Genomic DNA, 23210 nt, shown 5'->3' with positions numbered 1-23210 from the left:
TGCGTGACACCCGGCGCCGCGGCCTGCGCAACACCTGGAGCCCCAGCCTGCGCAACACCCGGAGCCCCAGCCTGCACGGCACCCTCCATGGCGGCGGCTCGGCGGCGGGCGGCTTCGGCGACCCGGGCTGCGGCCTGGGCCTCGGTGTCGCGGGCACGGGCGGGGGCGGTCTCCGCCACCCAGGCGCCGACCGCGGAGGCGCGGAACATCGGGATGTCGGTGGGGGCGGGCGCCTGGCGGCGGGGGTTGCGTTCCGGGCGGCCGCCGAACAGCGGGTCGGGGGTGGGCGGGGCGGACTGGGCGCCGATCAAGGTCAGGGGCTCGCCGGGGGCGGGGGTCCGCTGGCCGTGCGGGCCCGGCGTGCGGGCCGGGATCGCGGTGGCGGCCGCATACTCGGCGGCGGTGGGCGGAGCGACCGGCTGGCGACCCGCCGGCGAACCGGGACCGGCCTGCGGCGAGGTCAGGCCCGCGGATGACGCCAGGCCGGCCGGAGAGGCCAGACCAGCGGACTGCGAGGCCAGGCCGGCGGGCGACGAGGCCGAGCCGGCGGGCGCAGCCGAACCGCCCTGGGCCGGGCCGGAGAGCGCGACCGGCTCCGAGTGGGCAGCCGGCCGGCTCCCGGCACCCACGGGCGACGTGGAAGCGCCGACGCCCCCCGCACCGTCAGACGGCGCGGCCGGCGACAAAGGCGCTGCTGAAGGTGATCCGGCTCCGGACCGGGGCGAAGCGGAATGGCCGGCCGGGAGGGAGTGGGCCAGGGCCGGCTCGGCGGCCGGGGGCCAGTCGAACTGCGGGTCGGCCGGGGGCAGGGCGGCGCGGGCCGGGGTGCGGGTGTCGGCCAGGGTTCGGGGGCGGTGGGCGCCGCCGCCGGGGCGCCGGGCCGGTAGGGCCGGCGTGGGCAGGGGGGCGCCGATGGCGGCCATCAAATCGGGGACCTGGCTGGGCTCGACCACGTAGACGATCTCGCGGCGGCGGGCCGGCCAGGCCAGGGTGATCAGGCCGATCATCAGAAGGAGGGTGCCGAGGGTGAGCAGGCCCCAGGTGCTGGAGTTGAGCCAGCCGGGGCGGAGCTCGGCGGTGGCCGACACCTGCAGGCCGGGGCGGGCGTCGGCGCTCATCACGACCAGGCTGTACGGGCCGCCGGTGACCTCGCCCGGGGTCCAGGCGACCTGGCCGGCGCCGGACCGGGTCCAGAAGCTCGCCTGGCCGGGGTCGGTCGCGGGAGCCGTACGGCCGCGGTTGAAGTTGGTGGCCACGGGGAGGGCGCCGGTGCCGATGTCGACCGTGCGGATCACGGAGAACGGCACGCCGGTCAGGTAGCGCTGGACCTCGGCCGTGGGGGCCAGCCCGACGAAGGCCGGGCCGTCCGGGGTCGAGGCCCGCAACCGCAGCTGGGTGTCGCCGATGCGGGTGAAGGAGGCGTCGGCGCGCAGCAGCCGGTCGACGTCGGGGACGACGAAGGCGTAGCCGGGCGTGGACAGGCGTTGCAGCTCACCGCTGAAGGCGCCGCCCTGGTCGCGGTGTTGCATGGCGGCCCACAGGCCGGCGCCGGCGAGCAGCGACGGCAGGCCGATGGCCAGCAGCAGCATCCCGAGGATGGTGCGGAACACCCGCATCAGCTTCTCCCCCTGTCGCAGGACTAACTGCGCCCGACCATACAGAGCCAAATACCCCCAAAGTGGTCAAACAGCGGCGAATCACTGACAGGAAAAAGCTAGTTGATCGTGGCGGTGGTGGTCAGCGTCGACTGGTCGATGTCGCTGGTCCGGGCCGTGATCTTGAAGGTCCACTCCCCCGCCTGGGGCAGCGCGATGTCGCCGACCGCGTGGAAGTCGGTGATCCGCAGCAGCGGGATCTCGATGCCCTCGATGCCCTTGGCCGCCAGCGAGGCCGTGGCCTTCCACTCGACGACGGTCAGCGGCTTGTTGTCCGGCGTGAACGCGTACAGGTGGATCGAGTTGTTGCCGACCTGGGCCGGGAAGATGTCGATCTGAACGGCCATCTTGGGGTCGGTCAGGGTCTTGGTCACGGTCGTGCTGGCGCCGGCCGACGAGGCGGCCTCGGCCGTGCGCGGCGGCGAGATCTGCACCAGGGCCGAGGTCACCCCGAGGATCACCGCGGTGATCGCCAATTCGACGATCACCACCTTGCGCAGGCCCCGCGGCTCGGTCTCGGCCGACTTCGACCGTACGAGCCGTCGCGACCACCAGGCCACGCCGAGCACCAGGCCCGCGAGCGCCACCTTGACCAGGATCAATTGGCCGTACGTGCTGTCGACCAGCCCTTTCAGCGAGGAGACCTCGATGAGAGCCTGGATGACGCCGGCCACGATCAGCGCGCTCACCGCGGTCGCGGCCCAGCGCGACCAGATCGGCAGGATCGCCCCGAGCTCGCGTTCGTCGGCCTGGCGCAGCAGGAAGCCGACCAGCATGACCAGCCCGCCGAGCCAGACGGCCATGGCGGCCAGGTGGATCGCGTCGACCACGACCGACACCCCGGCCACCGGCGAGGCGGTCGGGTGGCCGGTGAGGGGCCAGGTCGCGAGCGCGGCCACGCCGAGCACGCCGAGCAGCGCCAGGTCGGCCTTGGACTCGGTGCCGTTGCCCTTGAGCAGCGGGCGCAGCAGCAGGGCGGCCGCGCAGATCACGCCCAGGCGCACCAGCATGACCGCGCCGAACGTGCTGCCGAGGACGTCGCGGAGGTCGCCGATGCGAACGTCGAAAAGCGAGGAGCCGGTCGAGTAGGGCGCCTGGAGCCAGAGGGCGATCAAGGTGCTCGCGGTGACCAGCCCGACGCCGGTCCAGATCACCTTGGCCGGCCCGCGGCGGCTGAGCCGGTGCGGCCAGAGCAGGGCGAGCACGAGCACCGGGCCGACGAGCAGCACGAGTCCCGCGTACCCCAGGTATTTGCCGACCGGGATGAGGGCCCGTACCACTGGGTTGACCTTGGTGTCGTCGATCGCCGCCGACGGCGGCGTCGAGGCGGCGCCGACCGAGAAGGTGATGGTGCCGCCGACCGGGTGGCTGTCGGCCGAGATGACGCGGTAACTGACCAGATAGGTGCCCCGGCTGCCGCCCGAGCGCAGCGGGATCGTCACCGTGCCGCCGTCGACCGACGGGTCGCCCTGGTCGGCGCGGCTGCTGTCCGGGGCCAGCACCTGGATCTTGCCGGAGAGCAGCTGGACCGATTCGCTGAAGGTGAGGGTCACCTTGTTCGGCGCGTCGGGCACGATCGTGCCGTTGGCAGGATCGCTGTTGACCAGGGCCGCGTGCGCGCTCGCGGGCGCGGCCGGGCCGAGCAGGACCGCGAAGAACCCGACCAGCAGACCGGCCAGGGCCCCGTACACGCGCATGCGCCGCCGAATAGTCACGCAGACATGCTGCCCGATCTCAACCTGAACGCCCACTGCCGGGGTGCTCCTGGGTGGTCGGCACACATAGATGGACCCCACTCCGCGTACGATGACCGCCATGGACGGCCTGGAGGAGACGACGGAGCTTGCCCGAGCGGGTGATCCCGCCGCGCAGGCGGCGTTCGTCCGGGCCACCCAGGCCGAGGTCTGGCGGTTTTGCGCGGCCCTGGTCGACCCGGGCGCGGCCGACGACCTGACCCAGGAGACGTTTCTGCGCGCGTTCAAGGCCCTCAACTCCTTCGAGGGCCGCTCCAGCGTGCGCACCTGGCTGCTCGGCATCGCCCGCCGCACCTGCGCCGATCACCTGCGGGCGGTGGTCCGCCGGCGCCGGCTCGACGTGCGGCTGGCCGCCCAGGCCTGGACCGATCTGCCGTCGCCCGATCCGGCCCATCGGCTGACCACGGCCGACCTGCTGAGCCGGCTCAGTGACGAGCGCCGCACCGCGTTCGTGCTCACACAGGTCCTTGGCCTCTCCTATGCCGAAGCGGCCCAGGTGGAGGATGTTCCGGTGGGCACGATCCGCTCCCGGGTGGCCCGGGCGCGTGACGAGCTCGTGACCGCTGTGGCCGAGGCTCGCGCCGTCTAGTCAGCCTTTTCCCAGCGAAACCCCAGCACAATAAGGGGAACCGGCGGGACAGTGGCATCGACTAAGTGGGCGTGAGCATGGACTTGAAGCAGGAGCAGCCGACCCGGCTGACCGCGGCCTGGCCCTGGATCTCCACTCTCGCACGGCTCGGCCTGGCGGTGGTCTTCCTGATCTCCGGCGGGCTCAAGGTGACCGACCTGGCCGCCTCGGGCCGCGCGGTGAACGCGTACGACCTGATGTCCTGGGAGACCGCGAAGGTGGTCGGGGCCGTACAACCGTTCCTGGAGATCGCGCTGGGCCTGTTGCTGTTGATCGGCATCGCCACCCGGCTGAGCGCGGCGATCGCCGCCGTCGTGCTGGTGATCTTCATCGGCGGCATCATCTCGGCTTGGGCGAGGGGGCTGCAGATCGACTGCGGCTGCTTCAGCAAGGGCGGGGAGCTGACCGGCGGCCGGACCGCCGAGTACGGGCTGGACATCGCGCGTGACGTGGGCTTCCTCGTGCTCGCCGGCATCCTGCTGTGGAAGCCGCGGACCAAGTTTTCGCTCGACGGCCTGTTGTTGGGAGAGAGATGAGCAAGGGCACCCGGGACCGCAAGTCCGCGCAGGCGCGGCGGATCGTCGAGCAGCAGAAAGCGGCCGAGAGACGCCGCAAGGTCACCCTCTGGACGGCCGTGGCGGTCGTCCTGGTGCTGGTGGTGGCCGGCGGCATCGGCTGGGGCATCATGGCCAACCAGGACAAGGGCACGGTGACGACGCCGAGCGTCGCGGTCGACGAGGGCACGGCCTTCGCCGTCGGGTCCGGGCCGGTCACGGTCGACCTGTACGAGGACTTCATGTGCCCGATCTGCAACCAGTTCGAGCAGTCGACCGGCGGCACGATCGAGAAGATGGTCACCGACAAGCGGGTGACGGTGCGTTACCACCCGGTGGCGATCCTCGACGGGGCGTCGAACGGCACGAAGTACTCGACCCGCGCGGCCGGCGCGTCGGCGGCCGCGGCCCAGGACGGCAAGTTCCTCGAGTACCACAAGGTCCTCTACGCCAACCAGCCCGAGGAGAACAGCTCCGGCCCCGACAACGCCAAGCTGATCGAGCTGGGCAAGTCGGTCGGGCTGGGGTCGAGCTTCGAGACCGCGGTCAACGACAAGACGTACGACAGCTGGGCCACCAAGGTCACCGACACGTTCGCGTCGCGTGGCTTCAACGGCACGCCGACCATCGTCGTCAACGGCAAGCAGGTCGAGGGGCCGAACAACACGCTGCCCACCACGGCCGTCTTCGAGCAGGCAGTGCAGGCCGCCGAAGGGTGAGACGGCTCCTCGTGATCTTGGCAGTGGCCGGCGTCTTGACGCCGGCCACGCCCGCGTTCGCGCACGCCGGCGACACGCCCGACGCGACGGCCTACCGGACCACGATCACCGGCTTCAGCACGCCCGAGAAGGGGCTGTCGGTCCGGACGGTCGAGGCGGGAGCGCGGCTCGAGCTGAGCAACGAGACCGGCCACTCGGTCGAGGTGCTGGGCTATTCGGGCGAGCCCTACCTCGACGTACGCCCGGACGGCACCTACCAGAACACGAGCTCCCCCGCGGCGTACCTCAACGAGACCGTCAACGGCGACACGCCCGTGCCCGCGTACGCCGACCCGACCTCGCCCCCCACCTGGCGCAAGATCTCCTCCTCGACCACCGTGCGGTGGCACGACCAGCGCACCCACTGGCTCAGCCCCGGTCTGCCGCCGCAGGCGCAGGCCGACCCCTCCCGCGCGCATCGCCTGCGTGACTGGGTGGTGCCGCTGCGCGAGCAGGTCCGCCCGTTCGAGCTGCGCGGCACGCTCGACTGGGAGCCGCCGCCGCGGGCCTGGCTCTGGTGGCTCGCCGCCGGCCTGATCGGCCTTCTCACTGCGGCCACGGCGAGGCGTTGGCCCAGGTCCGTGCGGCCGCTCGCGCTGATCACCGGTGCCGCGCCCTTGCTGTACGCGGTGACGACCGCCCTCGACGGTGGCAGCCCCTCCCCGGTCCTGATCGTGGCCGGGCTGATCGGGCTGGCCGCCGCCTACCGGCACCCGCCGTTCATGCTGGCGCTGGCCGGGGCCGTGGTGGCGTTGTTCGCCGGCTTCAACTCGACCGGGGTCTTCGACGCCGCGGTGCTGCCGGCTTCCTCCGATTTCTGGAGCCGCGTGGCCGTTGCGGTGGCTCTGGGCGCCGGGACCGGGCTGGCGCTGACCGGCGTGCTCCGGCTGCGCGCCGCCCTGCCGGAGCGGACTATCGTCGCAGCATGACTGACCGACTCTCGGCCGGCGACGCCGCTCCCGAGTTCTCGCTGCCGACCGACAACGGCGACCGGCTCACCCTCTCCGACCTGCGCGGCCGCAAGGTCATCCTGTATGTCTACCCGGCCGCGATGACGCCCGGCTGCACCACCCAGGCGTGCGACTTCCGCGACTCGCTGGGCTCACTGCAGGCCGCCGGCTACGAGGTGGTCGGCATCTCCCCCGACGCCCCGGCCAAGCTGGCCAAGTTCCGCGAGCGCGACGCGATCACGTTCCCGCTCGTCAGCGACGAGGACAAGAGCGTGCTGACGGCGTACGGCGCGTTCGGCGAGAAGATGAACTACGGCAAGAAGGTCATGGGGGTGATCCGCTCCACGTTCGTGATCGACGAGGACGGCAAGATCGAGCGCGCCCTCTACAACGTCAAGGCCACCGGGCACGTCGCCAAGCTCCGCCGCGATCTCGCCGTCGACTGATCCTTCAGTCCGGCCCGATCCTGCCGATGCTTAGGGCGACCGGCCCCGGTCCCCATTCCCACGGCGGCCGTCACGCGGCTGGATCCGCGAGGCGGCCGCCGTGCTGTGCCCAGCCGCTAGATTCGGCGGCCATGAGCTTCCTCGAGCGCACCCGCACCTCGTACGACACCGTGGCCGCGAGCTATTCCACCCTGTTCGCCGACGACCTCCCCACCCAGCCGGTCAAGCGGGCCATGCTCCGCTTGTTCGCCGAGCTCGCCTCCGGCCCCACGGCTGATGTCGGCTGCGGCCCCGGCTACGTGACGGCGTTCCTCCACGAGCAGGGCTTGGATGTCTTCGGCGTGGACCTCTCCCCCGGCATGATCGCCCAGGACCGGGCCAACCATCCGGCGGTCCGCTTCGAGGTCGGCTCGATGACCGCCCTCGACCACCCCGACGGCAGCCTGGCCGGCCTGAACGCCTGGTTCTCCACCATCCACATCCCCGACGCCGAGCTGCCTGCAGTCTTCGCCGAGTTCCACCGCGTCCTGACCCCCGGCGCCCCGCTGTTGCTGGCTTTCCAGGCCGGTGACATCGCCGTGCACTACACGTCGGCCTGGGGCCACGACGACGTCGACCTGACCATCCACCGCCGCCGCCCGGAAGAGGTGGCCGCCCTCCTCACCAAGATCGGGTTCCGCCTGCTCGCGACCACCCTCCATGAGATCGGCGACGAGGGCCGCCAGGCCGCCTTCCTGATCGCCCACAAAATCGCCCACAAAAGAGAGTGACCGTGATGTTCACGTGCGGGACTCTTCAAGATCACCGAGAACGACCTGTGCGTGTACGGGGTGGTCCGCAGACTGGGGGCTGTTTCGCGCTAGGAGTTCAGTCCCGTGGTTTCGCACAGCACACGCGCCCTGGTGACCTTGGCGGTCATCGGCGCCGCGGTCGCCGCGCCGTCGCCGGCGCCGGCCCACCCGTTCGGTGATCCGCAGACGGTGGTCATCTCGCTCGACGAGCAGCAGCCCGACGTCGTCCACGTGAAGTGGCGGGTCGGCGGCCCCGACGATCTGACCCTGCTCGGGGTCACGCTCGGCCTGCTGCCCAAGGACCGGGTCAAGGCGGACGGCACCGTCGACTACCGCTACACCGACCCCGGCATCGTCGGCGCGTCGGCGCAGTTCGCCGACTACTTCCTGCAGCGGATCGCCGTCAGCAACGGCACACAGGCCTGCACCGGCGCGGTCCAGCAGCCGATCCAGGCGCTCGCGCTCAAGGGCGCCACGGCCGACTTTGCCTGCGCTTCCCCGGTACGGTCGGCCACCTTGGCGGTACGGATGCTGACCGACCTCAACCCGGCCTACCGAACCCTGGCCACCGGCCCCGAAGGCCAGCGCTACGTCTACGAGGGCGGCCACGACTCGTACGACTGGACCCTCGTCGGCGCCCGCCCGGCCGGCACCGGCAAAAACGCGTTGGTGCAGCTCACGGCAGTCATCGGCATCGCCCTGGCCCTCGTCCTGGCCGCTTTCCTGCTGGTGAAGCGCCGCCGCCGGGTGGTGCCGGCATGATGGACTTCTCCGCCCTGTCGGACCGGATGCAGGATCTGATCCACACCCCCGGCGTGACCCCGCTGGCCTTCCTCATCGCCTTCCTGGCCGGCGCCGGTCACGCCGTGGCCCCCGGCCACGGCAAAACCCTGGCCGCGGCCTACCTGGCCGGCTCCCGCGGCCGCGTCCGCGACGCGGCCTGGCTGGGCGGCTCGGTGGCGGCCATGCACACCTTCTCGGTGCTGGTCATCGGCATAGCGTGGACCTTCTTCTCACTGTCGGACCTGGTACGTATGGAGCAGCTCACGACGTGGCTGCAGGTGGCGGCGGGGCTGCTGATCGTGGCGACCGGAGTCTGGATGCTGCGCCGCCATCTGAGCGGTCACCACCATCACCACCACAGCCACAGCCACAGCCACAGCCACGACCACGGCGCAGGCCAGGACCACGCTGCTGGCCCTGCCCACGCTGTCGGCCATGACCACACTGTCGGCCTCGATCACGCGGTCGGCCATGACCACGCTGCTGGCTCCGACCACGCTGTCGGCCATGACCTCGCTGCTGCTCATGACCACGCTGCTGATCATGAGCACGCGGACGGCCATGGCCATGGCCACGATCACTCCCGCCGGCCGGGCCTGCTGCTGCTGGGCATTTCGGGCGGCTTGACCCCCTCCCCGGCGGCGTTCCTCGTGCTCGCCACAGGGTTGTTCCTCGGCCGCGCCGGCTTCGCCCTGCTGCTGGTCCTGACCTTCGGCATCGGCATGGCCGTAGTCCTCTTCGGCGTCGGCCTGCTCGCCGTGGCCGGTAGCTCCCTGGTCACCCGCAGCGCGCGGACCTTCACCCTGCTCACGCGAGCCACCAAGGTGACCCCGGTCCTGGCCGCCTCCGGCATCACCCTCTTCGGCGCCGGCCTGGTCACCATCGCCGCCGTCCATCTCACCGCCGTGAGCTAGGCGCCACCCGCGAAGGACGGCGCCGCTTTCCACAGGCCACCGGGTGGTTATCCACAGGGCGTCTGCTGATCCCCCGCTTTTCCGCGAGGGCTGGGCTGGGCTCGGCTGGGCGGACTGGCGGCGGGCCGGGATTGACGACTTGGTCAGGGGCGGGTCAGGGCGCCGTAGAGGAAGAGGTCGACGAGGTCGGCTGGGGGGATGCTGGGGGCTCGACCGCGGCCGGTGATGACGCTGAGGAAGGCGTCGGTCACGGCCTCGGCGGGGAGGCGCAGGGTGGGCTGGTCGGGTTCGATGAGGTCCAGCAGGGCCTGGCGGGTGGCGGCCTGGGATTCATCGCGGGCGGTGGAGAGGGTTGTCCGTTCGGCGTCGGTGGTGCGGGGGCGGCGGTTGGGTAGGCCGGAGGCGCGCAGGGCGCCGATGACGGCGCCGATGCGGCCGCCGTGGGCGTCCAGGGCGTCGAGGGCCTCGGTGAGGCGGTCGGCGAGCGGCTGATCGAGGGAGATCGAGGCGAGCTGGCTCAGGACGTTGGCGGGGTCGAGGGCCCGGGCGATGCACGCGTTGAGCAGCGCTTCCTTGTCGTCGAAGACCCGGAAGATGGTGGCTTCGCCGATGCCGGCCGCGCGGGCCACCTGGGCGGTGGTCACGGCGGCACCATGCTCGGCCACGAGAGGTAGGGCGGCGCTGATGATCGCGTCTCGCCGCTGGTCGGGGGTCATGCCGGGCGCGCGGCGCCGTTCAGGTGAGGTAGATGTCATGGCCTCAACTATACGGAGTGAGTACTCACTCCGTCAATCACCGACTGTGGAAACGACCCGACTCGCGGCGTCTCACGGCCAGCGGCTGACGACCGCCGGCGACTGGCGAGTACGGACCGGATGGCGGCGACCGGGGCCGCAGCTGTGGCTGACGGCGACCGAGGGGGCGACTGACAAGACTCGGATGGCGACGGCCGGGACCCCAGCTGTGGGCTGACGGCAACCGAGGGGATGCCGACTGACAGGACTCGGATGGCGACGGCCGGGGACAGCTGAGAGCTGACGGCGGCTTAGGGGCGGGCGGCGGCTGGCCGGCACGAACCGAATGGGGGCGGCTGGCGGCGCTCGGCGACCAGGGGCGAGACCGCGCCGGGTCGGGGTGAGCGTGGTCGGCGTTCGCCAACTAGAATCTGGGGGACGTGCCGGTTCGATGGTCTGGGCCGGCCCAGCGGGAGTGGCGTAATAGGCAGCCGCGCGGGTTTTAGGTGCCCGTGCCCGAAAGGGCGTGGGGGTTCAAGTCCCCCCTTCCGCACCCTGTTCGATCACCATTTGCCGAGGCCGGCTCCGGTCGGGCGACCGGAGCCGAGGCGCAATAGGATCAAATCGGGAAAACCGGCCGCTGATCATGGCTGGAGGCGGCGGTCCCGGGGCGGCGGCCCTGTCCGTGGCGCTAGCGGCCAGGAACCGGAACCTCGATCGTGTCGCTGGTGCGGCGGCCCGGGAGCAGTGGCCTCAATCGTGACGGTGACGGCGCCCAGGGAGCAGCGGCCCCATCCTGACGGTGACGGCGGCCCGGAAGCAGTCGCCCCGATCATGGCGTTGACGGCGGCCCGGAAGCAGTCGCCCCGATCATGGCGTTGACGGCGGCCCGGAAGCAGTCGCCCCGATCATGGCGTTGACGGCGGCCCGGGAGCGGCGGGCTGGATCATGGCGTTGATGGCGGCCGGGAGGACCGGGCCGCCAGCGATCTCGCGGGGGAATTGCCGTCAAGATGGGGGCATGGGAATCGCGTTCGTCGTTGATCCGCCGCTTACCGAGGACCTCAGGGAGCGGCTGGTCGCGCTCTGGGTCGACGTGACCAACGCCGGGGGTGCGGTCGGCTTTGTGGCCCCGGTCGGGCCTGAGGCCGTACGGCCCGTGGCCGAAGCCGCCCTCCAGGGGGTGACCGATGGTCCTGACCGGATGGTGGCCGGTTTTGACGGGGACGAGTTGATCGCGGTGTTGTTCGTGGTGGACAACCGGTTTGCGCTGAAGCGGCACTGGCGGGTGCTCAAGCGCGTGATGGTGACCCCGAAGAGCCAGGGGCGCGGCTACGGCGCTGCCCTGATGCGGGCCGCCGAGGCGCTCGGCCGGGACATGGGGCTGGAGGCGCTGCAGGTCACGGTGCGGGGCGGGCTGGGGATCGAGGGGTTCTACGAGCGGCTGGGCTACCGGGAGGTGGGCCGCATCCCGGGCGCGCTGCGGCTGGCGCCCGGGGATGACCGCGACGAGACGTACATGTGGCTGGGTCTGGTTTAGCTCAGTCGCATTTGGACGGTGTGCCGGCGGCCAGGTCGACCGCCGCGGCCGGGGCGGCGGGGGCGGTCGTCGTGGGGGTGGCGGCGGCCTTGGCGGCCTCGGATTCGAGGAGCTCCATCAGCGGTACGGGCGAGGATGCCGGCGCGGCCGAGGTGGGGGCGGGCGACGAGGGCTTGGCCTTCTTCGCGGGCGGCTTGGTGGTGGTGGCCTTCTCGACCGGCTTCTTCTCGACCGGCTGCTTGGCGACGGTGCCGCCGCCGGAGAGTTTGGCTCCGGTCTTCTGCGTCGTGCCTTCGGACAGCTTGATGTTGGGGACGGTCACCGTGTTTCCGTACACGTCCGTGATCTTGATTTTGAAGGGGCCGTTGCCGGCGCCGCTGGGCAGTGTCCAGTAGTTGAAGTCCTCGTGGGTGGCGGCCTTGAACGTGCCACCCGACCCGGCGATCTTGACGGAGGCGAGCTGGTTCGCGTGGTTGTCGATCAGCACGCTCAGCCAGTACTGCGACGAGCCTTCCTTGACCCGTACGGAGATGGGGCCGGGCACGGCCGGGTTCGGCACCGTCTTGTACGTGATCGGGATGATCCCGTCCGACTGGACGCCGATCTTCTTGAACGCGGTCAGGCTCAGGTCGAGGTGACCGGCCGGGCATTCCGGGCAGGAGTCGATGACCTTGACCCGGGTCGAGCCCTTGGGGCCGGTGACGTCGATGTACGTGCCGCAGGCGGCGCCCTCGGAGTACTGGTTGTGCTGCCCGAGCGCCACGAACAGGTCGTCGGCCGGCGCGGACGGGAACGAGCAGTTACCGAGCGTTCCGTCGAGGGAGAAGTACGTCGCCTTGCCCTTGCTCGCGGACGTGGACGGCGGGGCCGCGCAGGCGGCGCCGCTGTTCTGGAACACGAGGGCGACCCCCAGGACGGCGGCGAGGACGGCGGCGCCGCCGGCGGCGAGCCAGCGCGGGCTGAGCAGGCGAGTTCTTCCAGTCACGCTGTCCGACCCTGCACGCCGCCCGGAGCAGCGGCAACTTTCCTAAGACACTCCTAAGACTCGGGTGGCCGGCTTCACCCGTACGGCTGGAGCAGCTCCACCTCATCGCCCACCTGAATGGACACATGGGACATGTCGGGAATGAGGTTGATAGCGAAGAGCAACCCGTCGTCGAAGCGCCGGTGCTGGGCCAGCATCCGCAGCGGCTCACGGCCCTTCTCGCCGGTCTCCTGATCGATCGTGGTGACTACGCAGCGGGCGCACGACTTGGCTGCCCGGAACGTCACCGCGCCGATCCGCAACCGCCGGCCCAGCCAGTCGTCCTCGGCCCAGGCCGGGGCCCCGCCGACGACCAGGTTGGGGCGGAAGCGCGTCATCGGGACCGGTTCCTCCCCGCTCTCGGCCAGCCAGTCGTTGACCGCGGAGAGTGAGCCCTCGTTGGCGAGCAGGATCGGGAAGCCGTCGGCGAAGCTGACCCGGTCGTCCGGCCCCGCGTGCGTCTCGATCATGCGGCCCCGGGTGTCCTGCTGCCAGACGAGACGGGCGTCCCGCTCGAGGAAGCGGCTGCTCCACTCCTTCTCGGCGACCCGGCCGGGCACCGGATTCTTGCGCCGGAACACCCGTACGGCCTCGGCCGGCCCGTCACCCGGCTCGTCGATGTCGAGGTCGGGCAGGCCGGGCGCGCTCAGCACCAGGCCGCCAGGACGCGGACGCACCCGCAGTTGAGTGAGGCGGGGCGTGTCGCGCTGAGTGATGCCGACCCCCTCGGGATCGACCATCAGCCACCGCCGGTCACCGACGAGACCCCACGGTTCCACCTCCGCCACGTCGTGCTCGATCCGGTGGCAACCCTTGACGGGGTACGAGTACAGGGCCGTGATCCGCATGCCGGTCAGCCTTTCACGCCCGCCTAGGACGCCTCCCAGCAGCGGGTATACAGCTCGGGGACGCGGAACAGCGAGCGCGCGCCGTCGCCGGTGTCGCGGACCACCCGCTCCAGGAAACCGAGGCGCTCGAGCAGCCGTACCTGCTCACTGACCGGGCCTTCCGCGGGCTCGAAGAGCCCCTCCACCTCACCCAGGCTGAACAGGGTCCGCTTGCCGGCCCGGCAGTTCAGCACGAACGACGACGCCACCTTGAAGTCGTTGACGACCTCGGAGAAGCTCAGCTCCGACACCTCGGTCATGGCCCGCGCGACCGCCGCCGCCGAGAAGAGCGGCAGCGAGGTCACGGCCTCACGCGGCCGGGCCGAGTACTCCCGCGCCAGATAAAGCAGGAGGACGGCCAGGCGCGGTGAGACGTCGCCATTGCCGTTCCGTACGGAATCGGCCAGCCACCGGTCGATCGGCCGGCCCTCGACCGTGGCCGGGAAGAGCACGCTCAGCGCGGGCCGGGTCGCGAAGCCGCCGCCCGGCGCCCCGAGCCGCTCGGCCACCCAGCCCAGCGGCTCGTTGACCAGCACGCGGCGGACCAGCACCTGCAGCCAGTCCTCCTCCGACCAGTCGAGCACGAGCCGGCGCGAGACCAGCTTGTTCTTCTCCTGGATGTCGTAGAGCTCGAACAGGTCGGTCCGCAGGAAGACCACGAGGTCGACGCCGTCGAGCAGGCTGATCCGCCCCTCCACCTGCAGCAGGCCCTGAACGACGGCCTCCTGGCGCGCCCGGTCGTACTTGAACAGCTCGTCGATCCGGTCGAAGAGGATCACCGCCCGCCGCTTCTCGGCCCGCAGGATCTTGTCGGTGACGTTGAGGAACGACTCGACGTCGACCGTGCTCGTGCTGGGCGCGCTGCCGGTGGGCAGCTCGGCCTCCAGATTGACCGGCCCGACGGCGAACCGCAGCGTGGTGCCGCCGAAGGGCCGGGCCATGGCCCGGAAGACCCGCTTGGTGCGGCCCATCGTCCGGGTCGGCAGGCCCACGGCTGTACGCAACTCCGCGCCCTCCTGCAGCAACTTTCGAGGTGCGTCCTCGGGCAGGGCGGCGGCCACCACGGCCGCGACCACCACCAGCCATGCGGCCCGCAGCGTGTCGGCGTCCAGGGCGCTCGTCCCGGCGATGCGCTGCAGCAGGTCGCTCGGGTTGGCCACCGGCAGGACCTCGACGCCCTCCTGACCGGCGTCGGCCGGGTTGCTGCGCGCGACCGCCTTGAACAGCCGAGAGCTTGTGGAAGATCGCGCTCTTGCCGGCCCCGCGGTCCCCGACGACGATCGAACGGCGCTGGTTGAGGATCGACCCGACGTTCGGCCAGAGCACGAAGCTCTCCTCGAGCAGGTCGTCGCGCTCCGCGTCCTCGGCCCCGAACCGCAGGTCGGCCAGTTCGAACGGGTGCTCGCGCAGCCGCCGGGACACGATGATGTCGCGGATCAGCGGGTGCGGGAAGGTCACCGTGCCGGCTTCCCGGTCGTACCGCAGCAGATCGCCCAGCCCGGCCTCGGTCCCGTCGGGCACGGCGGTCCGGCCCAGCGCCACCCGCTCGAGCAGGGCCCGCGCCCCGGCCGGATCGGGCGCCTGGGCGATCGCGCCGTCGACCCACTGCTCCAGCAGATCGCGCAGCTCGTCCAGCGGCGCCGCCTCCATGACCGACAGGGCGAGCGGCAGGCCGCCGGTCGGGATCTCCGCCGACGACACCAGGCGGCGCAGGACGATCGTCGCCTCCTCCCGGGTGAACGGGGTCAGCGTGAAGGCGGAGAACTGCTCCAGGCCGCCGGTCACCGGCGGCCGCGAACTGACCACGAAGGACCAGCGCGGCAAAGCGCGACTCAGCTCGTCGATCGCCGAGGCCGTACCGGCCGGGTCGATCGCCTCGTCGAGCCCGTCGAACAGCAGCACCGGCCGGGCCATCCGCTCCCCGGCGAGCCGCAGAATCTCGATCGTCTCCGACACCGGCGGCGCCCCCGACGACGACTGCAGCGTGCGCCCCGGCCCCGCCGCGACCACCTCGACCGCCCGCGCCCCCACCTCACCGGGCTGGCGCAGGTCCCGCAGGTCGACGTGGAAGGCCGCCCGCCCCTGCTGCCGCAGGTCGTCGCCGAGCATCCGGACCAGCACGGTCTTGCCCGACCCGGCGACGCCGAGCACCAGCGCCCCCGCCGAGCGCCCCTTGTCCAGATCGGCCAGAATCGCGGCCAGCTCCCGCCGGCGAATGGGTAACGGCTCGGTCACCTCGCACACGGTAGCGGCAAACCTCTATGCCTGACGCCCGCCTTCGGCCAGCAGCCCGCCGCCCGCCGCGAGCCGATCGAGGACTCGCGTCAGCGCCGCCCGGTCGGCCGCGTTGAGCGAGCCGACCAGCTCCTCGTCGAGCCGCGCCGTGACCTCGGTCGCCGCCTCCAGCAGCCGCGCACCCTCCTCGGTCAGATGCACCTGCTGCTTGCGCCGGTCGGCCGGGTCACGCACCCGGGACACCGCCCCCCGCGCCTCCAGCTGATCGACCAGCAACACCACCAGGCTCGGCGCCACCCGCATGACCTGGGCGAGCTCCAATTGCGACTCGGCCCCCTGGAGCCGCAACACGCTGAGCACGGCCACGTGCTTCGGTTTCAGCTCGAGCTCCGTCAGCCCGGCCGCGAACTGCGCTTCCTGCGCCACCCCGAGCACACCGAGCCGGAACGACACACTCCCGACCGGCGTCCGCGGCCTCCCACTTGCCATACAGCCACCATACCGGTCAAAGATAATTCTCAATCTGAATGATTATCGCCCTGACCGTCATCCCGGGCGGGCGAGTCCTTTATGTAGACAAGGGCATCGATGGTCGGCAGATGGGCCGGGTCGAGCGGGGCGTAGCCGAACCATGGGGAGACGCGCGGGGTCAGGTTGGTGGGCAAGGAGCGGGGGTCGACGATCTGGCGGGCGGACGGGGATTCGTACAGCAGGCCCTCGATGGTGTCGGGGGATGGGGTGCCGACGCCGCGGTGGGGGATGGTGCCGAGGGCCATGGCGGCGAAGGCGTAGTCGTCGCCGAGGTGGGTGGCCGCTCGGGCGCCGGCGCTCCACCAGTGCAGGGGTGGGCCGCCCAGGGTGATGGTGCTCCGGGCGCGCTGGAGGTGGCTGTTCTGGGCGAAGGCCATGGCCGGGCCGTGGATGGCGGTGACGGCGAGCAGATTGGCGGTCATCATCGCGGCCCGCTGGTCGAGGACCCGGTTCAGGCGGGCGGGGGTCGGGTCGGCCATACAGCGGTGGTAGTGCAGCAGGCCGGTGGCCGTGCGGGCGTACAGCCGGGCCCGGTCCAGGCCCTCGCCGAGGACCGGCGTCTCCGCTTCGAGCAGGGCTGCGAGGTCGGCGGCGAGCAGGCTCAACTGGACCGCGTCGGGGGTGCGGCCGACGGACTCGGACGGGTTCATCATGGCGGCCGGGTTGGGCCAGCGGTCGTCGTCGCCGATCAGCCGGTCGAGCTCGCCGGCGGTGCAGGGCAGGCGGCCGACGCGGGCCGCGAGGTAACCGTGCAGGGACATGAGGGCCTGCCGGGGACTCGCCCCGCCGGTGATCTCCAGTGGGCCGTCGAAGCCGGCGAAGTGCACACGCTCGGCCGGGGGACGGCTTTGGTTGTACGCGCGTAGCCAGCTCACCAAGGCTCGATTGCCGGGGCACCGACCGAACTCGTGGCTGAAGCCGCGCTCCATGACGTCGTCCAGCGTGCCCTCGCCGGACACCACGTAGTCGTCCACGATCAGGCCCATCAGGCAGTCGCTCTCGATCGCGATCGCCCGGTAGCCCTCCTGCTCGACGAGTTGCCGGAACAGGTCGTTGCGCGTCTGGAGCAGGACGTCCTCGAAGTGGGTGGGTTCGCCGAGGGCCAGCAGCCGCGGTCGTCGCCGCAGCAGTTCCACGATGGTCACGCCTCTCAACAGTATCGTTGAACCAACGGTTGAGACTTTTCGGCGATGAGCACAGGACAGTGAGCGAAAACCTTAAAAGGCCGGTCGACCTGGCCCGGGAGCACGGCCTCTCCACCCAGGCCGTACGGAACTACGAAGCGGCCGGCATCCTGCCTTCGGCGGGCCGCACCGAGTACGGCTACCGCACCTACACGACGCGGCACGCGCAGGCCTTGAGCGCCTTCCTCGCCCTGATTCCCGGGCACGGCCACCGGACGGCGACCGCGATCATGCAGGCGGTCAACCGGGGCGACGTCGAGGCGGCGCTCCGGCTCATCGACGAGAGCCATCTCCAGCTGCTCGACGACCGCCACACGCTCCACGCCGTCGAGGCCGCCCTGCGGGGCCTCGGCCCGGCCTCCCCGGCCGGCAAGGACACCTTCGTCGGCCCGCTGGCCCGCAAGCTGGGCCTCCGCCCGGCCACCTTGCGCAAATGGGAACGCGCCGGCCTGGTCCAGCCCCGCCGCGACCCGCAGACCGGTTACCGCGTCTACGGCCCGGCCGACATCCGCGACGCCCGGATGGTTCATCAGCTCAGGCGCGGCGGCTACCGCCTCGACCAGATCGCCCCGCTGATCGCCCAGGTCCGCGCGGCCGGCGGCGTCGAGCCGCTGGAAGCGATGCTGACCGGATGGCAGGACCGGCTGACGGCCCGCGGCCGCGCCATGCTGCTGGGGGGCGGTGTGCTCAACGCGTACATCCAGGCCTCTGGTCCCTGAAAGTTTTTATGCATAGTCTGCGGTAGTGAATGGCGGAGTGCTCGACCTGTTCTCCGGAGCGCGGCTCACTCCCACGCAACGGCGCATCGCGCACTGCCTGGTGGAGCAGGCCGGGGTGGCGGCCGCGCTGTCGGCGGCGGAGGTGGCCGAGCTCGCGGGGGTCAGCCAGCCGTCGGTCACCCGGTTCGCCATGGCGCTGGGCTTCCCGGGATATCCCGCGCTGCGCCGCACCCTGCGCGATCTGACCCATGACCCCGGCCGGGACAAATCGCCCGACAACGCCATGCAGCGGGCGGTGGCCGCCGAGGCCGAGCACCTGAAGAAGCTTGAAGATCAGCTCGGCCGCCTCGACGACGTTCACCAGGCCGCGAGCCTGCTCGTCGCGAGCCGGCCGCTGCCCGTGCTCGGGTTGCGGTCGGCGGCGCCGCTGGCCGGGTATTTCGGGTATTTCGCCAGCAAGGTTCATCCCGATGTGCGGGTGTGGGACAGCGGTGGGACCTCGCTGCTGGACCGGCTCGATCAGGCCCGGGTGGCGGGCGCCGGTGCCATGCTGGCGTTGGTGCTGCCGCGCTACCCGCGGGAGTCGCTCGAGGTGGTCAAAGAGGCCAGGACCATGGGGTACGCGGTGGTCGCGATCACCGATTCGGCGGTGAGCCCGGTCGCCGAGCACGCCGACGTCGTGTTGCCCGCCGCGGTCGGCACGCGCCTCGTGTTCGACCTGCACACCGGCCCGATGGCGATGGCGATGGTGCTGTTGCAGGCGATGTGTGACGCGGATCCGGAGCCGGTGCAGCGCCGGCTCGAGGAGTTCGAGGCGGCCGCCCAGCGGCGGCAACTGTTTCAGGGGTAGAGGGGACGACGATGACGGAGATCCGGGCGCCGCGCGGTACGGCGTACACCGCCCAGGCCTGGCCGCAAGAGGCCGCCAAGCGGATGTTGATGAACAACCTCGACCCCGACGTGGCCGAAAGGCCCGAAGACCTGGTGGTGTACGGCGGAACCGGGCGGGCGGCGCGCGACTGGCCCTCCTTCCACGCGATCGTGCGCGAGCTGGACGAGCTGAAGAACGACGAGACGCTGCTCGTGCAGTCGGGCCGGCCGGTCGGTGTCTTCCGTACGCACGAGTGGGCGCCGCGGGTGCTGATCGCCAACTCGAACCTGGTCGGTGACTGGGCGACCTGGCCCGAGTTCCGCCGGCTGGAGAAGCTCGGCCTGACCATGTACGGGCAGATGACCGCCGGCTCGTGGATCTACATCGGGACCCAGGGCATCCTGCAGGGCACGTACGAGACGTTCGCCGCGGTGGCCGCCAAGCGGTTCAACGGGACGCTGGCCGGCACGCTGACCCTGACCGCGGGGTGTGGCGGCATGGGTGGGGCGCAGCCGCTGGCCGTGACCATGAACGGCGGCGTGTGCCTGATCGTCGACGTCGACCGCACCCGTCTGGAGCGCCGGGTCCAGACCCGTTATCTGGACGTCGTAGCGGACAACCTTGATGACGCCGTACGTCAGGCCATGTCGGCTAAATCCGACAAGCGCGCGCTGTCCATCGGCGTGGTCGGCAACGCGGCCGTCGTCTTCCCGGAGCTTCTGGTCAAGGGCGTCGAAATCGACATCGTGACCGACCAGACGAGCGCCCACGATCCGCTCTCCTACGTGCCAGTGGGCGTGGAGCCGGCCGACGCGCGCGCCTTCGCGGCCGACAAACCGGAGGAATTCGCCGACCGGGCCCGCGCCAGCATGGCCCGGCACGTGGCGGCGATGGTCGGCTTCATGGACGCCGGGGCCGAGGTCTTCGACTACGGCAACTCGATCCGCGGCGAGGCCAAACTGGGCGGCTACGAGCGCGCCTTCGATTTTCCGGGCTTCGTCCCCGCGTACATCCGGCCGCTCTTCGCCGAAGGCAAGGGCCCGTTCCGCTGGGCCGCGCTCTCCGGCGACCCGGCCGACATCCATAAGACCGACCAGGCCATCCTCGACCTGTTCCCGGAGAACGAGGCCCTGGCCCGCTGGATCCGGATGGCCGGCGAGCGCGTCGCCTTCCAGGGGCTGCCCGCTCGCATCTGCTGGCTCGGCTACGGCGAGCGGGACGTGGCCGGGGTCCGGTTCAACGACATGGTCGCGAGCGGTGAGCTCAGCGCCCCCATCGTGATCGGGCGGGACCACCTCGACTCGGGATCGGTCGCCTCGCCGTACCGCGAGACCGAGGCCATGCTCGACGGCTCGGACGCCATCGCCGACTGGCCCCTGCTCAATGCGATGATCAACACGGCCAGCGGGGCCAGCTGGGTCTCGATCCACCACGGCGGCGGCGTCGGCATCGGCCGCTCGATCCACGCCGGTCAGGTGTGCGTGGCCGACGGCACCGCGCTGGCCGGGCAGAAGATCGAGCGGGTCCTGACCAACGACCCCGGCATGGGTGTCATCCGGCACGTCGACGCCGGATACGAGTCGGAGGCGGCCGCGAAGGTGCACATCCCGATGCGACAGGAAGACAAGTGAGCGCGACTTTCGCGGAGCTCTGGGGCGAGATCGCCCCGATCGGCCGGGTGGCCAACGGCTACGAGCGGTACGCCCTGGAAGAACCGGAACTGGTCCTGCGCGACTGGTTCCGCAACCAGGCGGCCCGCCGCGACATGCCGGTCACCGACGACGGCAACGGCAACCTATTCGCCTGGTGGGGCGGGCAGTGGGGACACGACGCGGTGCTGACCGGCTCGCACTTCGACTCGGTGCCGCACGGCGGCGGGTACGACGGGCCGCTCGGCATCGTCAGCGGCTTCCTCGCCGTCGACGAGCTGCGCCGCCGTGGCCACGTCCCGCGCCGGCCCATCGCCGTGGTCGCCTTCGTCGACGAGGAGGGCGGCCGGTTCGGGCTCCCCTGCCTCGGGTCGCGGCTGCTCACCGGCGCGATCGAGCCGGAGACGGCGGCCGCGCTGACCGACCGCGAGGGCATCACGTTCGGCGAGGCCCTCGGCACCACCCCGGCCGGCCGGCTGCCCGGCCTGACCAGCCGGATCGGCGCCCTCATCGAGCTGCACATCGAACAGGGCCGGGCCCTGGAGGTGCCGGTCGGCGTGGCCAGCGCGATCTGGCCGCACGGCCGCTGGCGGTTCGACTTCACCGGCCACGGCGACCACGCGGGCACGACCCGCATGGCCGACCGGCGCGACCCGATGCTGACCTTCGCCTACACGGTGCTGGCGGCCAACAAGGAAGCCCGGCTGGCCGGCGCCCACGCCACGGTGGCCCGGGTCGAGGTGGAACCGAACGCCACCAACGCGATCCCGTCGCTGGTCCGCGGCTGGCTCGACGCCCGCGCGGCCGAGACCGGCACCCTCGACGCGCTGGTCGAGGCCGTGATCAAGCGGGCCTACGACCGGGCCGCCCGCGACGGCGTCGAGGTGTCGGTGACCAACGAGTCGTTCAGCCAGGAGGTCAGTTTCGAGACGTCGCTGGCCGCGCGCATCTCCGAACTGCTGGGCCACGCGCCGATCCTGCCGACCGGCGCCGGCCACGACGCCGGGGTGCTGTCGGCCCACGTCCCGACGGCGATGCTCTTCGTCCGCAACCCGACCGGCGTCTCCCACTCGCCGGCCGAGCACGCCGAGGAGGCCGACTGCGTCGAGGGGATCCAGGCCCTGGCCCGGGTCCTGCTGGACCTGACATGACGGTCTACTTCGCGTCGTACGCCTGGCTGGGTGATCGCCTCGCGCAAGATGTCCACATTGAAGTCGCCGGCGGGCGCTTCGCCGCTGTCGACTCGGACAAATCACCCGAGGTGGTTCTTCCGGGACTCGTGGTGCCGGGGTTCGCCAACGCGCACTCGCACGCTTTTCACCGAGCACTTCGAGGCCGTACGCATGGCGACGGCGGCAGCTTCTGGACCTGGCGCGACAAGATGTACGAGGTGGCGGCGCGCCTCGACCCGTCGTCGTACCTGGCCCTGGCCCGGGCCGTGTACGCGGAGATGGCGCTGGCCGGGATCACCGCGGTCGGCGAGTTCCACTACCTGCACCATGGACCGGACGGGGTCCCGTATGCCGACCCCAACGCGATGGGCCACGCCCTGATCACGGCGGCGGCCGAGGCGGGCATCCGGATCACGCTGCTCGACACGCTTTATCTGACCGCGGGGGTCGACGGGGCGCCGCTCTCGGGTGTGCAGCGCCGCTTCGGCGACGGCGACTTCGACAGCTGGGCCTCCCGGGTGGCTGCGCTTTCCGCGCCGCCGCACGCCCGCATCGGCGCGGCCGTCCACTCGGTACGGGCCGTGCCCGCCACGGCGATCAGCGAGATGGCCGCGTGGTCCCGCCTCTCCGCCGCGGGCACCGGCTCCGGCACAGGTGCGAACATCGGCGATGGCGCGGGGGCTGGCTCCGGTGCCGGCGCAGGTGCGGGTGCCGCTGCCTGTTCCGGCGTGCCAGGGCGGCCGGTCCACGTTCATCTGTCGGAGCAGCCGGGTGAGAACGAGCAGTGCCGGGCAGTGCACGGGTGCACGCCGACCGAGCTGCTGGAGCGCCACGGGCTGCTCGGCCCGAACACCACCGCGGTGCACGCCACCCACCTCACCGGCCGCGACGTCAAGGCGCTGGGTGGCAGCGGCACCGGGGTGTGCCTGTGCCCGACCACCGAGCGCGATCTGGCCGACGGCATCGGGCCGGCCGGCGAGCTCGCCGCGCACGGCTCCCCGCTGAGCCTGGGCAGCGACGGCCACGCGGTGATCGACATGTTCGAGGAGATCCGCGGCCTGGAGATGAACGAGCGGCTCTCCCGGCTGCAGCGCGGCCGGTTCGCGCCGGCCCAGTTGATGGCCGCGGCGACCGCCCACTCGGCGCTGGGCTGGAACGACGCCGGCGCCATCGCGGTCGGCCATCGGGCCGACCTGGTGTGCGTCCGGCTCGACAGCGTACGCACCGCCGGCACCGACCCGGCCCAGGCCGTCCTGGCCGCCACCGCCGCCGACATCACCCACGTCATGGCCGACGGCCACATGATCGTCGCCGACGGCCGCCACGTCTCGATCGACGTCCCCTCCGCCTTGGCCGAGGCGATCAAGCCATGAGCCGGCACAACCAGGCCACCACCGAGCCCCGCACGCCGACCTTCCCGCCCCGCCAGGCC

Annotated in this window: 22 protein-coding genes, 1 tRNA gene and 1 pseudogene; 15 read left to right on the top strand and 9 right to left on the bottom strand. The window is 71.6% G+C overall.

All coding sequences use genetic code 11. The annotated features are described in order from the left end of the window. Both AB0J66_RS38935 and AB0J66_RS38930 read right to left on the bottom strand, forming a co-directional pair. A partial coding sequence (locus tag AB0J66_RS38935) for a hypothetical protein (protein WP_364672065.1) occupies positions 1–1616 on the bottom strand: 1616 nt, incomplete at its 3' end. A gap of 98 nt (positions 1617–1714) precedes the next feature. Next, on the bottom strand, positions 1715–3352 hold the full coding sequence (locus AB0J66_RS38930; RefSeq protein WP_364672190.1) for a copper resistance protein CopC: 1638 nt from the start codon (positions 3350–3352) through the stop codon (positions 1715–1717). A 118-nt stretch (positions 3353–3470) separates the two neighbouring features. On the opposite strand from AB0J66_RS38930, the gene AB0J66_RS38925 reads away from it, so the two are divergent. The 8 genes from AB0J66_RS38925 to AB0J66_RS38890 all read left to right on the top strand — a co-directional run bounded on the left by AB0J66_RS38925 (position 3471) and on the right by AB0J66_RS38890 (position 9233). Next, positions 3471–3998, top strand: coding sequence for a sigma-70 family RNA polymerase sigma factor (locus tag AB0J66_RS38925; RefSeq protein WP_364672063.1), 528 nt, complete (start codon positions 3471–3473; stop codon positions 3996–3998). Positions 3999–4075: 77 nt separating this feature from the next. After that, the gene (locus AB0J66_RS38920; protein WP_364672188.1) at positions 4076–4573 is read left to right on the top strand and encodes a MauE/DoxX family redox-associated membrane protein; all 498 of its coding nucleotides are present in this window, start codon (positions 4076–4078) and stop codon (positions 4571–4573) included. Next, entirely contained in the window at positions 4570–5310 is a 741-nt protein-coding gene (locus AB0J66_RS38915) for a thioredoxin domain-containing protein (protein WP_364672061.1), read from the top strand. Before AB0J66_RS38920 ends, AB0J66_RS38915 begins: the two co-directional genes overlap by 4 nt. Positions 5311–5321: 11 nt before the next feature. Then, positions 5322–6278, top strand: a complete 957-nt coding sequence (locus AB0J66_RS38910) for a hypothetical protein (RefSeq protein WP_364672059.1) — start codon at positions 5322–5324, stop codon at positions 6276–6278. After that, entirely contained in the window at positions 6275–6745 is a 471-nt protein-coding gene (gene bcp, locus AB0J66_RS38905) for a thioredoxin-dependent thiol peroxidase (RefSeq protein WP_364672057.1), read from the top strand. The genes AB0J66_RS38910 and bcp overlap by 4 nt, the downstream gene beginning before the upstream one ends. A gap of 131 nt (positions 6746–6876) precedes the next feature. Beyond that, positions 6877–7515, top strand: coding sequence for a class I SAM-dependent methyltransferase (locus tag AB0J66_RS38900; RefSeq protein WP_364672055.1), 639 nt, complete (start codon positions 6877–6879; stop codon positions 7513–7515). A gap of 105 nt (positions 7516–7620) precedes the next feature. Next, entirely contained in the window at positions 7621–8298 is a 678-nt protein-coding gene (locus AB0J66_RS38895; RefSeq protein ID WP_364672053.1) for a hypothetical protein, read from the top strand. Next, positions 8295–9233 (top strand): cobalt transporter, encoded by a 939-nt coding sequence (locus AB0J66_RS38890; protein WP_364672051.1) that lies wholly within the window; start codon positions 8295–8297, stop codon positions 9231–9233. The genes AB0J66_RS38895 and AB0J66_RS38890 overlap by 4 nt, the downstream gene beginning before the upstream one ends. A 143-nt stretch (positions 9234–9376) precedes the next feature. On the opposite strand, the gene AB0J66_RS38885 is transcribed toward AB0J66_RS38890, so the two are convergent. Further along, complete coding sequence (locus AB0J66_RS38885; protein WP_364672049.1) at positions 9377–9988, bottom strand: helix-turn-helix domain-containing protein; 612 nt, start codon at positions 9986–9988, stop codon at positions 9377–9379. Positions 9989–10436: 448 nt separating this feature from the next. Here AB0J66_RS38885 and AB0J66_RS38880 point away from each other — a divergent pair. Then, positions 10437–10520: transfer RNA gene (locus AB0J66_RS38880), tRNA-Leu, on the top strand. Positions 10521–10987: 467 nt separating this feature from the next. After that, positions 10988–11506 (top strand): GNAT family N-acetyltransferase, encoded by a 519-nt coding sequence (locus AB0J66_RS38875; RefSeq protein ID WP_364672047.1) that lies wholly within the window; start codon positions 10988–10990, stop codon positions 11504–11506. 1 nt (position 11507) lies between these two features. Here AB0J66_RS38875 and AB0J66_RS38870 read toward each other — a convergent pair whose 3' ends face one another. From AB0J66_RS38870 to AB0J66_RS38845, 6 genes and pseudogenes are all read right to left on the bottom strand, one after another. Continuing rightward, entirely contained in the window at positions 11508–12491 is a 984-nt protein-coding gene (locus AB0J66_RS38870; RefSeq protein ID WP_364672045.1) for an expansin EXLX1 family cellulose-binding protein, read from the bottom strand. Positions 12492–12565: 74 nt separating this feature from the next. Beyond that, positions 12566–13378: an MOSC N-terminal beta barrel domain-containing protein gene (locus AB0J66_RS38865; protein ID WP_364672043.1), complete on the bottom strand. Its 813-nt coding sequence runs from the start codon at positions 13376–13378 to the stop codon at positions 12566–12568. Positions 13379–13401: 23 nt separating this feature from the next. Next, positions 13402–14577: a hypothetical protein gene (locus AB0J66_RS38860; protein WP_364672041.1), complete on the bottom strand. Its 1176-nt coding sequence runs from the start codon at positions 14575–14577 to the stop codon at positions 13402–13404. A gap of 595 nt (positions 14578–15172) precedes the next feature. Then, a pseudogene (locus AB0J66_RS38855) lies at positions 15173–15526 on the bottom strand (hypothetical protein); the annotation flags it as partial. A 150-nt stretch (positions 15527–15676) separates the two neighbouring features. Further along, positions 15677–16141 (bottom strand): MarR family transcriptional regulator, encoded by a 465-nt coding sequence (locus AB0J66_RS38850; protein ID WP_364672039.1) that lies wholly within the window; start codon positions 16139–16141, stop codon positions 15677–15679. Between the two features lie 29 nt (positions 16142–16170). Beyond that, positions 16171–17328 (bottom strand): erythromycin esterase family protein, encoded by a 1158-nt coding sequence (locus AB0J66_RS38845; RefSeq protein ID WP_364672037.1) that lies wholly within the window; start codon positions 17326–17328, stop codon positions 16171–16173. A 59-nt stretch (positions 17329–17387) separates the two neighbouring features. Here AB0J66_RS38845 and AB0J66_RS38840 point away from each other — a divergent pair, with 59 nt between their 5' ends. From AB0J66_RS38840 to AB0J66_RS38820, 5 genes are read left to right on the top strand one after another with little or no spacing between them, the layout of a single operon-like run. Then, positions 17388–18086 (top strand): TioE family transcriptional regulator, encoded by a 699-nt coding sequence (locus AB0J66_RS38840; RefSeq protein ID WP_364672035.1) that lies wholly within the window; start codon positions 17388–17390, stop codon positions 18084–18086. A gap of 25 nt (positions 18087–18111) precedes the next feature. Next, complete coding sequence (locus AB0J66_RS38835) at positions 18112–18936, top strand: MurR/RpiR family transcriptional regulator (protein WP_364672033.1); 825 nt, start codon at positions 18112–18114, stop codon at positions 18934–18936. An 11-nt stretch (positions 18937–18947) separates the two neighbouring features. Next, positions 18948–20588, top strand: a complete 1641-nt coding sequence (hutU, locus tag AB0J66_RS38830) for a urocanate hydratase (protein ID WP_364672031.1) — start codon at positions 18948–18950, stop codon at positions 20586–20588. After that, positions 20585–21757 carry an allantoate amidohydrolase gene (locus AB0J66_RS38825; protein ID WP_364672029.1) on the top strand — a complete coding sequence of 391 codons (1173 nt, stop codon included), beginning with the start codon at positions 20585–20587 and terminating at the stop codon, positions 21755–21757. Before hutU ends, AB0J66_RS38825 begins: the two co-directional genes overlap by 4 nt. Next, positions 21754–23151, top strand: coding sequence for a formimidoylglutamate deiminase (locus AB0J66_RS38820; protein WP_364672027.1), 1398 nt, complete (start codon positions 21754–21756; stop codon positions 23149–23151). The genes AB0J66_RS38825 and AB0J66_RS38820 overlap by 4 nt, the downstream gene beginning before the upstream one ends. Positions 23152–23210 lie beyond the last annotated feature (59 nt).

Origin of the sequence: Actinoplanes sp. NPDC049598 (assembly GCF_040675435.1) — a bacterium.
GTDB lineage: Bacteria > Actinomycetota > Actinomycetes > Mycobacteriales > Micromonosporaceae > Actinoplanes.
The sequence above is the reverse complement of the archived record's forward strand: the minus strand, read 5'-3'. Positions and strand labels throughout refer to the sequence as shown.

What these genes read in the sequence shown, in the direction of transcription:
- AB0J66_RS38930 (WP_364672190.1), bottom strand. Translation starts at nt 3,352, where the DNA reads ATGCGCGTGTACGGGGCCCTGGCCGGTCTGCTGGTCGGGTTCTTCGCG.
- AB0J66_RS38925 (WP_364672063.1), top strand. Translation starts at nt 3,471, where the DNA reads ATGGACGGCCTGGAGGAGACGACGGAGCTTGCCCGAGCGGGTGATCCC.
- AB0J66_RS38920 (WP_364672188.1), top strand. Translation starts at nt 4,076, where the DNA reads ATGGACTTGAAGCAGGAGCAGCCGACCCGGCTGACCGCGGCCTGGCCC.
- AB0J66_RS38915 (WP_364672061.1), top strand. Translation starts at nt 4,570, where the DNA reads ATGAGCAAGGGCACCCGGGACCGCAAGTCCGCGCAGGCGCGGCGGATC.
- bcp (WP_364672057.1), top strand. Translation starts at nt 6,275, where the DNA reads ATGACTGACCGACTCTCGGCCGGCGACGCCGCTCCCGAGTTCTCGCTG.
- AB0J66_RS38900 (WP_364672055.1), top strand. Translation starts at nt 6,877, where the DNA reads ATGAGCTTCCTCGAGCGCACCCGCACCTCGTACGACACCGTGGCCGCG.
- AB0J66_RS38890 (WP_364672051.1), top strand. Translation starts at nt 8,295, where the DNA reads ATGATGGACTTCTCCGCCCTGTCGGACCGGATGCAGGATCTGATCCAC.
- AB0J66_RS38885 (WP_364672049.1), bottom strand. Translation starts at nt 9,988, where the DNA reads ATGACATCTACCTCACCTGAACGGCGCCGCGCGCCCGGCATGACCCCC.
- AB0J66_RS38875 (WP_364672047.1), top strand. Translation starts at nt 10,988, where the DNA reads ATGGGAATCGCGTTCGTCGTTGATCCGCCGCTTACCGAGGACCTCAGG.
- AB0J66_RS38865 (WP_364672043.1), bottom strand. Translation starts at nt 13,378, where the DNA reads ATGCGGATCACGGCCCTGTACTCGTACCCCGTCAAGGGTTGCCACCGG.
- AB0J66_RS38850 (WP_364672039.1), bottom strand. Translation starts at nt 16,141, where the DNA reads ATGGCAAGTGGGAGGCCGCGGACGCCGGTCGGGAGTGTGTCGTTCCGG.
- hutU (WP_364672031.1), top strand. Translation starts at nt 18,948, where the DNA reads ATGACGGAGATCCGGGCGCCGCGCGGTACGGCGTACACCGCCCAGGCC.
- AB0J66_RS38820 (WP_364672027.1), top strand. Translation starts at nt 21,754, where the DNA reads ATGACGGTCTACTTCGCGTCGTACGCCTGGCTGGGTGATCGCCTCGCG.